Source organism: Myroides odoratus (assembly GCF_001549985.1).
Lineage (GTDB): Bacteria > Bacteroidota > Bacteroidia > Flavobacteriales > Flavobacteriaceae > Flavobacterium > Flavobacterium odoratum_A.
On sequence record NZ_LROZ01000001.1, the window covers coordinates 558,339 to 571,065 of the forward strand.

Below are 12,727 nucleotides of genomic sequence, written 5' to 3' on the forward strand. Positions count from 1 at the left end.
AGAGAGAGGTGGCCGAGTGGTCGAAGGCGCACGCCTGGAAAGTGTGTATACGGCAACGTATCGAGGGTTCGAATCCCTTCCTCTCTGCTACAAAAAAACACAATTACCTATAAATAAGGTGATTGTGTTTTTTGTTTCATCATATTCGTATAGTAGATGTATAGTTTAAATTATTTAGACTCTAAAACACCAAATCGATAGCTATATCCTTTATTTGGTTGTCTCTCAATAATTGTCACCCTAATACGCTTCCTAACCAACTCATTTATTTTTACCGGAGTCCCCTCATGCCCAATTTCGTAACTATTTGTTCCTGGCATACAAACTATATCTAAAATTGATTTATTGCACATTTCATTTATTATAGGATCAAAAACATTTAGTTTCAAAACTTTTTTATCTTCAAAATAAAACTGACTTAAAATATTCTGTTCGTCTACACTTAATTCATTTAACATCTCAATAATTTTATTTTCTACCTTAATTCCCATTTTGTTACTTCTAATAGATCGGTTAATTCTATTATAAATGAACTCTCCTACAATATATAGCCAAAGAATAGTTGACACAACAAATGTAACGCCTAGAATATTATTATAAATCCCTTCAAAATCTAGCGATAAGGTTTTTTTATAGTCTTTCGGAATAAATAAAATAACTCCAGAAGACACACTAAGTATAAAAATAAACTTTGGTTTTAATTTTATAACACTTAATACATCGCTTATATTCATTTTTTTTATTTCAAAGTTAAGAATTCTTTAGAATAAAAATCTAGAACAATTTATTTTTCAAACTAAACACCAATATTATAAACACCAATATTACAATCCCCCACCAACCAAACTGCTTTCGATCAACTTTCTTCCCATCTTCCTCTTCAGTTTTCTTTTCATCCTGATCAAAACTCAACTGAGCATTTTCCTCTTTTATTTTCGTAGATTCCAATTCCTCACCAGCATCTTTACTACTCAAATCAATTTCATCACCCTTAGCCGTGACAGAACCATCCGGATTAAAAGTAATGGAACCATTGCGAACATTTAGCTCTCTCATAATCTCAAATACCTTCTTACGGTCAAATTGGATCTCGGTAACTTTTGTTTGTTCCTGGAGAGAAGTGCTCGTTTCCTCCAAAGATGACTTGCTATGTTTTTCAACTTTACGAGATCCACAAGATTGCGCTGCCAATCCTAACAACGCAATCAACAATACAACCACTACTCTCATAAACGTTTAATTACCGATTTAGCTACGCTTTTTAAATAGTCAGCGTAATTATCTGCCGTTGCATATCCAGCCTCGGCAACCTCCTCAAAGAAGCGATTGTAATCCCCACGAACCTTCCAAGCTTTAGCATAACGTTTATTCTCTTGAAAGAATAAAGCATGGTCCTGGAAACTTTGTTCCGGTGTATCGTATTTCCTAAAGTAATCTTTCACTTTATACACATATTTTCCATCTGCACGCTTTGTCATTGACAGAACAACTGGAAACTGTGCATTAGCACTCCAAAGGATTTCAGTTGTAGTAACGAGTTGCTTCTCCCCTTTCCCCGTCCATTTAATACCAAAGAAGTTATTTCCGACAACTTTCAATCCCCAACCACTCTCAAGTGCTGCTTGCACTAAAATTGCGATATAACTCAATCCTGTTTGTTTCTCAATTTCTTTAGCAGCTGCTTTATACTGGTTTACAAAAATTAAAGCATTGTCGAGTGACAACGCTTCAAATACTTCAAAATTAATCTCCTTCATTTTCTTTTCCTTTTTTTAATTTTTCAACACTTAAATCCTTTTGGAAGCTATCAAACTTTCCTACTAATGCAGCTGGAGGAAAAACTCCTCTCGTAACCAGGTTCATGTTTCGCATTGCAGATAGTCCAGGATAAATACATACAATTAAACGCGTTGTCATTTTAAGATAAGTATAGACTAAATCTTGTTCTTTGGTAATATGTGCCAATCCTTCAAAGATTAACCCACCACAAAGGACCATGGATAGTTTAATAAGCAAACCAATAATATTCTTTGCCCATTGAAAGTCCTTCTTCAACCATTGATGCACTCCTGAACCTAACAAATGATCAACTGCAACTAATCCCAAAGCAATTACAACATAATCGATATTCTCACTCCACCACTGCGTAAATACTCCAGATACATTTCCTACAACAACTGCTAATACTCCCACTACTCCTGATAATTTTACACTCACCCCAATCTGTTGCAGATTATACAACAGATATTCTTGTAAATCGATTAAATACTTCATTCTACCAACCAACTATTATTCCTTTTTCAACTTGTATTCTGAAGCCTGAAATATTTAAAACCCCAGTTTTTCCAACCATTCCATTTGCACAATAATTTCCTTCAACAAGGTTGATATCTCCTTTATCTGCCCATAGTGCATGACCACCTCCTGCAATCCACTTACTACTAACATCACGCACACGAATACCTCCTTTTTTTAGTGAAATCATTCCTTTTTCAATTAATATAGCATCAACTGCCTGAGAAACTGCCTGAATCCACAGGGCAGCTTTATATGTTTCATCTCGGAATTTTCCTTCACCAAATATTTTTAAATAATAATCAACCCCGCCTGTAGACACCTCATATTTTACGTTATGATTGTTTCCAGACACACAAACTAGACTGCCATTTGATAATTCAGCACAAAATGCTCCCGTGTACCAATCATCATTAATTAATTTGAGTCCATCTCTATCAAATCTGAAAAATTTTTGATAGGCTCTTAATTGTGAATCAATAAACTTAAACCCTTGTTTGTTGTATTCTAGCCCTTCATTAATCTGAAATTCTCCAATTTGCCCTGCTAACGCTTTGAGTTGACCATTAACACCATCCAAGGTTAAATTTGGATTCAATGGACTTGGTGATTGACTCACCATCTTTTGATCTTTAAAAACAAAACCCGCAATGTTTGCATTTTCAGCAATTAAAAGGTTCACAGCTAACTGCTCCATAGAGTTCAACCGGATGAATTCGTTTGTTGGATTAATTTGCGCAGTCACATTGTTATACCCCGGCTTTAGTTTCCACCAACTATCCGTTGCACGATGATATACATAATCAACTACTTCTTCATTATTTCGATAAACATCACCAGCTACCCATTCACGTTGAATAGGTAATTGCCCTGGACGACCTTGTGGGCCGTCTATAACTTTAGAAATTGAGATTGAATCTTCGTACTCTTGATCTTGATTATTTTTTACAACAACGCGATAGGTTTCAACTGTTGAGACTTGATCATGTGCTATAACAAAGTTTTGATTCGTTCCTACAATTGTTGTTCCGGTTCCTTTATACCAAGCATAGCTAATCGCTTCAAAATTGTTTGCAACTGCCTTTAAAGTAATAGTTGAAGGTGTATTGTTTTGAAACTGTGTACCTGTAGCCTGAATGCGCACCGATTTGATGCGCTCTCTAAGCCTTATTGTTCTTGATCCATTAACTTGCCCCATAGTCTTTAATTTTCAGTTGCTTCGAACAGTACACTAATTTCACTCACTCCTGCAGCTTCGATTTCTCCATAAGAAACCGTTACCGATGTTCCGCTTGTTTGCGCTCCAACACTTGTTCCATCCACTTTAACCTTTTGATATTTGTAAATCCAAGAGCCTGATGCAGGCGTTGTTGTTCCTCTATACACAACTTTTGGCGTGTATTTAATTGATCCCCCAGGTTGTAAATCGTCCTCAATCCCTTCCACATTATACATGAGTTCCAATGAATCAGTTTCATCACGTACAGACATCATCGCTGATTTTACCAATTGACCGTTTTCTTTTATCTCAACAATATAGGTATCATACGTTTGAATATCTGCTGCAGTAAGCGTTATTGTTTGCTGTGTTTTCCCTGGCAACAACATGCGGTTGTCTGCGATAGAATCATTAGCCAAGTCTTCTGTTTCGTCCAAGGTACTTTTATACCATTGGTACGTAATTCCTTCTGTTACGGCAATTCCTCCTTTTTCCAAAATTGCTTTTAGTGTTACCGACGGATAGGTTGTTGTTATCGTTGCCCCTCGACCATTTGCATCAACGATGTAGGCAGTATAAGTGTTCGCGCTTATATTTTCCTTTACTACATTAATTAGTGCCGCAATTGCTGTTGTGTAGCCCCCTGTGTACGCATTAGCATTGAACTCAATCGAACTAGTCGTATCGATATTATTCATAATATCTGCTTTAATCTTTAATGCAGGAACTTGAATTGAACCAATATTGTACGTTGTTTTTTCAAATCGTGCATCTGTATCACCAATTACTTGCCCGTTAAATTTCCATACATTAGCAGTTAATTGAGCTGTTGAAAGTGGAGTATTAGTAAGTGAGGTTAATACTTGCGCATACACCGTGCGCTGTTCTGCTTCATTTACCCAGCTCCCTACAACAACTCCATTTTGATACTTTGCAACAAGTGGTTTATCAGCAATCAAAGAAGAAGATATCGTATCTCCTTTCTTACCTATCTTAATTGTTCTTTTACCTCTTACTAATTCCATGAGTCAATAATATTTAATGCTTGCGCGGTTTCTAATTCTTCATATTCAAAATCGATTTGATTTCCTTTTTGACTGTAGATAGTCAACATATCCTTTTTAAAAATTACCTCTCCTTCTTTTTGAAGAAAGTAGTGATCTGCAGGGATGACTTCTTTTTCGATAGCCAATTCCTCATTCATTATTACATACTTCATAGCAGCTATGGTTTTAAGGTTAAATCTTCTCTTAATTCATAATCCAATTGCTTGTTTGCCTCGTTTAAAGCCTTGATATCCGCAATTGAGATATTTACTTTGAATCCTTTATATTTAAAAGTCCCGTTAGCTTGTTTGAGCCATCCCACAGATAAGAATTGCTCCGGTTGTTGTATAACACCATTATTGGTATTCAACACCATTTCCACTTGCACAGAGCTTGCTTCTGGTGATACAGAAGTTGGATATAAAATCTCTTCAGTGTAACCTGGTAATTTTTTCATCAACATGAAATCTGACTTATACAGTTTTAGAGATGAGTTTCGACTAGGACGATAATTTGGCGGTAACGAGGTATTTGATTTATAACACTCTATTTTTTGATTAATCAAATTTTGCAAATCTTGTTTAGATGGAGACCAAGGAGTAGAAATTTTTCCTCTTTCTAATTTTAATGTTTCTTTAAGGATATCAGCATAAGACTGAGCAACTTGAACAACAATATAAGTCGCATCATCAGATACTTCAATTACTCTAGGAAAACTAGTATTTCGATTAGACTCAAAAACTTCAGATCCAATTATTACAGAATTTTTAATATAGCCACTTCTAAGAATTGATGAACCTGAAGCATTACCACTAATAGTCCAACTTTCTTTGCCTTTAGGAATCGGAATTGCAAACAAAGCTGAATCATTAGCTGACGATATCTGAGGAGTTGTTGTAATCCATGCTTTTATCCAATCATTTGACTTAGTATAATAATTCTCTCCATTCATTTGATATAATTCTCTCCACTGGATTACCTCAGGATCTTTATCTACTTTATCCATAATTAAGCCATTTAAATACTCTGAACAATCAGCAACTTCAACACTTACGATCAATCCTTCTTTTACAATTCTTGAAGCTTTTGCGAATAACTTATTGGTATAGTATCCTTCAAATCCACCACTTGATTGAATTAAAACACCATTTGAATACCACCAATAAGCTGCAGGAACTTTGTCTTTACCTCGATATAAATCAGCTTGACAGATAAGTCCCTGGTTGTTTTCTGTTGGGAATAAATTATAGCCAACAGGCGCAGATGTTTCCAAAAGCACCGGTGATTCTGCAACAGGAAGCGTAATTAGGTTAAACGATTCTTGAAAGTTTACCACGCGTTTTGTTGTGTTATCCATGAATCTTGCTGTAAATAAAATAGTCACCGGTTCAATATCACTCACGTTTTTAAAGATGGTGATTTTGCCTTTATCAGCTCCCGTTCCTATTTTAAACTCCTTGTCCGTGTTTAAAATATCTTTATAACCAGCTGGAGTTAATTGCTTCCAACTTACATCCGTTAGATTTGCATTCACTAATCCTGAAACGATATTATGCACATCGTTTACACCACATTCAACCAATACTACGTAAGGGTCAATCCTTCTGTCTGGCTCAAAATAACGCGTGTTAGCGTTGTAATTTTGCCTATTTGAACCACTTCTAACTGTAACGTTTTTGTACGTATCTAGTGGTTTGTAATCTACTTTTATATTTAAAACTCCTTGTTTCATTATCCTATGTTTGTTTGTGCGGTTAAACGTTGATTTTGTATAATTGCTTGACATACAAATACAATACTTCTTGAGTAAATATTGGGTGTAAAGTCAGCTGCTGTTAAGTGAATGATTCGTTCTGTTTTACCTTGCGACCAAATAGCATCCGAATCGCGATCTTCTTGTGTATCACCTGATTCTCTAAACCATTGCCAAGAGACAACTTCGTTTGTGAAATCATTGAAATAGCGCTCTACGGTTGCCGTTAAAGTAGTTTGGAGATTATCTGCTGCGATGGTTTCGCCTTCTGAAGAATCTATGAATAAGTGCAGTGAATCAGTTCCCAGGATATCATCCACATTTTGGTAAGTCAATTGGATATCCAATCCTCCACTTACAACAAAGCACGCTTCATTTTTGACATATTTTAGAACAATAGTTTCATTTGGCCTCAGAAAGTAATTCTTTTGGGTGTATAACTTAATTGGAAAAGCAACTCCTAAAGCATCATGTATAATCGTTAAATAATGCGTTCTTTTATTTCTAATTGAAACTTCAAAACCATCAGGATAATTTTCATCAATGGCAATCCCAAAAATACCATTCATAATTCCATCAATAAAACTATTACCTCCAATGATATTAATGTTTCGCTCATTCACATCAGCAGTTAGAAGCTTATCGCGATGATCAACTTGAATCCATCGATACGAGAGTTTAGAAACAAAATCTCCTACAGCTTCTGATCCTACATTTTGCAAACCTGCATCACTCACATATAAATAGAGATAAGGCAAAAAGTTTCCAACTATACGCGGAACAACATAACCTTCTAAACTCTCAATTCCGGTAATGAGTTCAAACGAACCGTTTTCATTCGCTACCACAATATCCACTCGATATTTAGTCCAATCTGCGCGAGGAATATTAAATGTAAACTCAACTGTATTCTCTAATTCTAAACCACCAATCAACCATTTAGAACGAGGATTGATTAATACATTACTATTAGACAATGAATAACCCGCATCATATATGAAATAGTCCTTTTGAGCAATTTTATCAATTCTTTCATCTAGGTATTGGAAGTTCCCATCGACTTCAGCTGACAATAATTGCCTTCCTTTCTCCCTTCTGTATACTATTCTATCTGACATAATCTTCTACACAATATTCATCTACACAATAAATTCTTTCTCTTGTTATAGGGCCGAATGGTTCGCCTGGCACACGAATAAATATAATATGTCGAACCCAATCATCACCAATATACATCTGTAACATGTTCAAATACATTTTCAATCATTGTCAACTCCGTTCTACCTTCTGAAAAATCAAGCTCAATACGAGTAGGAATAAACTTTTTATTTTCACGCCAATGAAATTCAAACAAATTCAAAGGAGCATAAACACCTACAGCTCGACCATCGATTTTAATATGTGGCTTGGGTTGTACATCATGAATCATGCGAGCAAAACACTCCCCATATCTCAAACTTTCATTTACTCCATTTCGCTTCCAACTTTGACGCCATGACTTTTGTTCACTAACACCCGCTCTTTTAAAAATAAATTTCTTAAAACTATTATCTTGCGCATTGTCAATATGAAATAGCCCTACTGTCTTTTTTGTTGAATAATCAATTTGACGAATCTTGTTAGAAAGGAATTTATTTTTCGCAGATACCTTAATGGATAATTTTGCAATACCTATATCATTAAAAGTAGGAGAAAAATTGTTTAGTAACGCCGGAGGATAAAGCCTTAATTGCAACCATCCACCCTTATTAAGAAGCAAATGTTTTTTCTTTACTTTGCCTTCCAACGAACTTCTCTTTTCCACCCATACACGATTAACACCAGTATTATTATCATCTTTCCACTCATTACGCCCTTGAGAAAATCTTAAATCCAATACAGAATCTTTGTATTTATCGGAATCAGGGAAATTTGAATTAAGAACTTCATTACCAAGCAATAACTCATAACGCATTACATTTTCATATTCTTTATTATCGAACTTTTCCTTAGTGCCATTACCTGTATAAGCAACTAACTCTAATTCAAAATCCAAATTTTTCCATTCCCACTGTGAATCTGATTTTTCAATCCATATAGGATTTAATAACTCAATATAAGAACCTCGAATATTGCTTTCAATTTTCCATCCAGCTGGGCCGATTACTCTAGGCCATCCAGGATTTATATTTGGTAATGTTTGCCCAGGATAGGTAAACTCATAAAACCATTTACCTTCAGTTGGGATTTCATTAATAGCGCAGTTAATCCTATTCCAATGAACATAAGGATCATTAGTGAAAATAGTCTGATCCTTTTCATAGAACTTCTCATTTACAACCTCCTTATCCGCATCATAAGAAGCTGATACTTCTACTCTTTTCCAAGGTGATTGAACTGAAACTAATGGATCCGCTACAAAGGTTAGTTTCTTATTCTGAACAGACACTTGTTCGATACCTTTGTAAGTTGCATCGTACCCATAACGGAAACAAGACAATTGTTCTTTATGCTGTTGATTGATACCAATCAACCACCATTTCCCATTATAAGTATATAACTTACAACCTAAATCATGTACAATATTTTCAAGAACATCATAGACTGTATCTTTTTCCCAAGTATCACTTATCCCAAATTCATCCTCTTCATAATCATCAGTATACAACCTGCCATTTACATAAATTTCATCCCAACGGAAACCATTCCCAGCAACAATAGAAGGACAGAAATACAAATCTTGTTTAAGCCCTGTCATTTCTAATGCTTTACACAGGTAACTTATAATTGAATTATCTTGGGAATAGTAACTGTTATCGGGAAAATCTTTTCCCTCAAGCGTTGCTATACCATCTGTTGCAGTCATTGAAACAAATAAAGTAGGAGACTTATAAGGTTCAGAATATTGATCTGGCAATAGAAAACCACGCCATAAGAGTACATTATTTTCATCTGTTAAATCAACCCGATATCTAGTTTCGGACCCTGTAAACAAATGATAAAACTTACCATCAGCTCCATCTTTAACCAATAAATCAAATACTAAAGACGAAGTCATTAAGGATTGATACTTATCATCAGCCCCTTCATACGTAAGTTTAATAGAGCTTTTCGCTGCTTGATTCTCAATAGTTTCAAATGGAAAAAACGTTGAATCTATAGCCTGAACAATAATATTACGTTGTGTATCAACTATTTTTATTACAACCTGCTTCATATTACCCTGTTCTTTTACTCTTTGTTGCGTAACGATCTAACACTAACTGTAAATCACTTCCACTAGCGACCAATTTGCCTCCTAATAAAATTTGAGTTACACCGCTACTTACAGGTTCAATTAATTCTTTTAATTTATTCAGAGGAGCAATGACTTCAGGGTTATTAGTTGCTCCAGCGTACTCTCCCATCAATCCTAAAGTAGGACCATATACAACCCCTCCATCTGCAAATTTGGGAACCTGAGAATAAGCCCCCATTACAGCAGCCATAGCAGCCGCTATCAAACCTGGCAAAACGAAAGCTGCCATTGGACCAAATCCTTTAGCTGATTCTGTCCCAATAACAACAGTGTTAGACATTGATTGTGCCATTCCCATAGCTATAATCTTTATTACAGCTTGCATCATTGCTTGTCCAAAATATTCTAACCCATTCTGCGCCTCTCCCATTGATTGAACAAAGGAATCTCCAAAAGCCACAAATGCATCGCTAGCAATTCCTGCATACATTTGAGCATTTTCTTGCTCTTTTCTAATCGCTTCACTACTAATTTGCGACTGCGACTCTACATAAGACTGAAAATTTTCATACGAAGCTTTAAATTGATTTAAATTTAAACCTGATTCCTCAATATCTATTTTAATCTTAAATTCAATGTCTTTAATTTGATTAGACAAGGCTTGATATGCAATATTAGCTTCACCAAAAACAACCCGAATAGCTTCACGTTGTTTCTCTAATGTTTTAATTTGCTTTTCTAATGCAACTGTTGAACCTTCTATCGCTGGACTATAATCAACCGTTACCGTAGTTGCTTTTTGTCTTTTTCCTGTAATAGCATCAATCTTTTGTTGAATTGTTTCAATCTGAACAGCAGTAGCATTAAACTCATAAGCGGTTAAGGCTTGTTCATTTTGGTATTTTTTTAATTCACTTATTTGAGATTCATAAAACTTGATTGTATCGACCTTGATTGCTTCAAGATGTTTCGTACTTTGTTTCGAAACAGAAGCCCCTCCTTCTATATCAGAAATTTTAGATTTATACTCATCAATTTGTTTCTGAATCGCTTTGTATTGATCAGGCGACTTAGCCGTTTCCTTTTGAAGTTTTTGCAATGACTTAATTTGCTCTTCATAGTATGAGATGGTGTTTTGACTTGAATCTTTAACCACACCTGCTCTATTTCTTTCTGCTTTCGCATAATTATCCAATGATGCAATTTGCTTATCATACATCGCTAAATCTTTTTCCCTTTGTTTTAAGTATGGTTCATAAACAGCCAATAGTCTTTTTGTCTCTTCCTCAGTTTTATTTAAAGATTTTGCATAATCTAAAATTTCTTGCTTAGTTGAAAATACGATATCAGATTGAACACCTAAAAAAGAGAAAAATGAATCTGAAGCATCTTGCAAAAACCCCGTTTCACCTAACTTACTTGTCTCAAGCTCAATTTTTTTTTGAAAAAGCTCCGTTTTCTTTGTCACCAAAGCTTGTTCTCTAGCTTTAGAGTTTAAAGCATCTATATATTGCTCAATCGCATCAGTCGCTTTTTTTGTATTAATGGTTTCTAGATTTATATTTCCTAGATACTGAGGAGAAACCTCATTCAATCTTTTTATCGCATCTAAACGGTCTTTTTTTAAGGCGGTTTCATCCTGAGCAATAACTAACAACGAATCTAATTCCGCACGTTCTTTTGCTGTATTCTTCAACGCTTCAGCATTTACATCGTTTAGCATTTTTTGCATTTGAGCTGCTTCACTGCCTTTTCTTGTAAAAAAGTAAAGAGCTGTACCCGCTGCCGTAATAACAGTAGCTAAAGCTATCCATGGGTTCGCTGCAATCACAGCATTTAACTTAGAAATTCCTGATACTATTTCTGGAATAAAGGAAACTACACCACCTATTGTTGAAATAACGGTTCCTGCCATTTGATCTACATAACGACCAACGTACATTCCCGCTTTACCAATAGCATCTCCAATCTCTTCAAACCTCGCTTTATGCTCCTCTAGCTTAGCAGCTGCTTGATTTAATTTATCAGCCAATTCCTTTACATTAACCTGAAAACCTACATTTATTGACGCTACTGCCATATCACTCTTTGTTATTTAATTCTCTTTGTTTATCTACCTTTTCCCAATACATTCTTTGCTCCTCTACTTCTCTCATTTCTTCCTCTAAATCAACTAACGGATCCAATTCTTTTTCAAAATCCAATAAGAATAAATCTTGCTCTTTAAATCCCTTTTTTTGATATGGTAAAAGACATGCGTACATTATTTTACGGACTCTTATTAATGCTTCATTTTGTTGGAAGATTTTCTTTTTAAAATACCCTTGACAGATATTAGAAAATTGTCGCAAAGTCAATGTATAGAAATAATCCAACTGCAAGCCAATCTCACCACAGGCTAATTGCTCATAATCATCCCAGGTGAGGTTATTTACTTTCCCAAATCATTGTGCTTTGATTCACCTCCTGGAGACGAAATAGATTCAATTAACAATTCAATAACTTGAACAATAATTTCAGGATTACTACCTAAGTAATTCAAAGCATCGTCCTTGCTAATTTTATCTTCCGAACATTCCATTAAAATATCTGAAAGCACATCCAAAGCCTCTAAACTAATATCACCATCCGCAACAGCACACACCTTAACTACTTTTTCAAGAATCCCATTAACAGATTCAATTCTCCATCTTTTTCCTAGCTTAAATAGAACAGAAAAAGGAAAGTGCAGATTTACATCTACACCCTCAACACTTATTTTAATTTGCCTTTTCATATTACACAACCACCTCTTTTGTTAAATCTCCTTGGCCAACAAAACTAAATGAACCTTTTAACGCTGATCCTGTTGACGCATCAACAGAAGCTTGAGAAACCAATACTTTTCCCTTTAATAAGAAATCACCTGTTACCGATGTTGTAAATTCAAAATCTAGTTCTCTTCCTTCCAATTGATAATCGATTAAATCCATCGCATCAGCTTGTGTTGAATTTGCAGGTTTGTCTGCAACCAAAGCTTCTGTTGATGCGCTCCATGAATACCCGTCTGGTACGCTAATTTTTCCATCTGTATCCTTTGTTGCTATTTCTTCTAATTCAGTTGAAATATCAACCTTACAAGAAGTAGCATGATAAAGCGTTTTTCCATCTAAGGAAATACGCACTTTCTTTCCTTTATAAAATTTTTCACTCGCCAT

The 12,727-nt window shown here is 35.2% G+C and carries 14 protein-coding genes and 1 tRNA gene; 1 reads left to right on the top strand and 14 read right to left on the bottom strand.

What is annotated here, in order from left to right; translation table 11 throughout:
• Nucleotides 1-2: 2 nt before the first annotated feature.
• Nucleotides 3-87, top strand: a tRNA-Ser gene (locus AWV75_RS02540).
• 83 nt (nucleotides 88-170) lie between these two features.
• On the opposite strand, the gene AWV75_RS02545 is transcribed toward AWV75_RS02540, so the two are convergent.
• The 14 genes from AWV75_RS02545 to AWV75_RS02610 form a co-directional block, all read right to left on the bottom strand.
• Nucleotides 171-734 carry a super-infection exclusion protein B gene (locus AWV75_RS02545; protein WP_060872862.1) on the bottom strand — a complete coding sequence of 188 codons (564 nt, stop codon included), beginning with the start codon at nucleotides 732-734 and terminating at the stop codon, nucleotides 171-173.
• Nucleotides 735-774: 40 nt separating this feature from the next.
• Complete coding sequence (locus AWV75_RS02550) at nucleotides 775-1,230, bottom strand: hypothetical protein (RefSeq protein ID WP_060872863.1); 456 nt, start codon at nucleotides 1,228-1,230, stop codon at nucleotides 775-777.
• Nucleotides 1,227-1,757: a glycoside hydrolase family 73 protein gene (locus AWV75_RS02555; RefSeq protein ID WP_060872864.1), complete on the bottom strand. Its 531-nt coding sequence runs from the start codon at nucleotides 1,755-1,757 to the stop codon at nucleotides 1,227-1,229. Before AWV75_RS02555 ends, AWV75_RS02550 begins: the two co-directional genes overlap by 4 nt.
• Nucleotides 1,744-2,274 carry a hypothetical protein gene (locus AWV75_RS02560; protein WP_060872865.1) on the bottom strand — a complete coding sequence of 177 codons (531 nt, stop codon included), beginning with the start codon at nucleotides 2,272-2,274 and terminating at the stop codon, nucleotides 1,744-1,746. The genes AWV75_RS02555 and AWV75_RS02560 overlap by 14 nt, the downstream gene beginning before the upstream one ends.
• Nucleotide 2,275: 1 nt before the next feature.
• The gene (locus tag AWV75_RS02565; protein WP_060872866.1) at nucleotides 2,276-3,493 is read right to left on the bottom strand and encodes a hypothetical protein; all 1,218 of its coding nucleotides are present in this window, start codon (nucleotides 3,491-3,493) and stop codon (nucleotides 2,276-2,278) included.
• Nucleotides 3,494-3,498: 5 nt separating this feature from the next.
• A complete protein-coding gene (locus tag AWV75_RS02570; RefSeq protein WP_060872867.1) occupies nucleotides 3,499-4,539 on the bottom strand; it encodes a hypothetical protein in 1,041 nt (346 codons plus the stop codon).
• Entirely contained in the window at nucleotides 4,530-4,733 is a 204-nt protein-coding gene (locus AWV75_RS02575; RefSeq protein WP_060872868.1) for a hypothetical protein, read from the bottom strand. Before AWV75_RS02575 ends, AWV75_RS02570 begins: the two co-directional genes overlap by 10 nt.
• 5 nt (nucleotides 4,734-4,738) lie before the next feature.
• Entirely contained in the window at nucleotides 4,739-6,292 is a 1,554-nt protein-coding gene (locus AWV75_RS02580) for a hypothetical protein (RefSeq protein WP_060872869.1), read from the bottom strand.
• On the bottom strand, nucleotides 6,292-7,431 hold the full coding sequence (locus AWV75_RS19075; RefSeq protein WP_060872870.1) for a hypothetical protein: 1,140 nt from the start codon (nucleotides 7,429-7,431) through the stop codon (nucleotides 6,292-6,294). The genes AWV75_RS02580 and AWV75_RS19075 overlap by 1 nt, the downstream gene beginning before the upstream one ends.
• Nucleotides 7,432-7,535: 104 nt before the next feature.
• A complete protein-coding gene (locus AWV75_RS02590; RefSeq protein WP_060872871.1) occupies nucleotides 7,536-9,509 on the bottom strand; it encodes a hypothetical protein in 1,974 nt (657 codons plus the stop codon).
• A 1-nt stretch (nucleotide 9,510) separates the two neighbouring features.
• The gene (locus AWV75_RS02595) at nucleotides 9,511-11,610 is read right to left on the bottom strand and encodes a hypothetical protein (RefSeq protein WP_060872872.1); all 2,100 of its coding nucleotides are present in this window, start codon (nucleotides 11,608-11,610) and stop codon (nucleotides 9,511-9,513) included.
• 1 nt (nucleotide 11,611) lies between these two features.
• Nucleotides 11,612-11,794, bottom strand: coding sequence for a hypothetical protein (locus AWV75_RS18650; RefSeq protein WP_156424159.1), 183 nt, complete (start codon nucleotides 11,792-11,794; stop codon nucleotides 11,612-11,614).
• Between the two features lie 167 nt (nucleotides 11,795-11,961).
• On the bottom strand, nucleotides 11,962-12,306 hold the full coding sequence (locus AWV75_RS02605) for a hypothetical protein (protein WP_060872874.1): 345 nt from the start codon (nucleotides 12,304-12,306) through the stop codon (nucleotides 11,962-11,964).
• 1 nt (nucleotide 12,307) lies between these two features.
• Complete coding sequence (locus tag AWV75_RS02610) at nucleotides 12,308-12,727, bottom strand: hypothetical protein (protein ID WP_060872875.1); 420 nt, start codon at nucleotides 12,725-12,727, stop codon at nucleotides 12,308-12,310.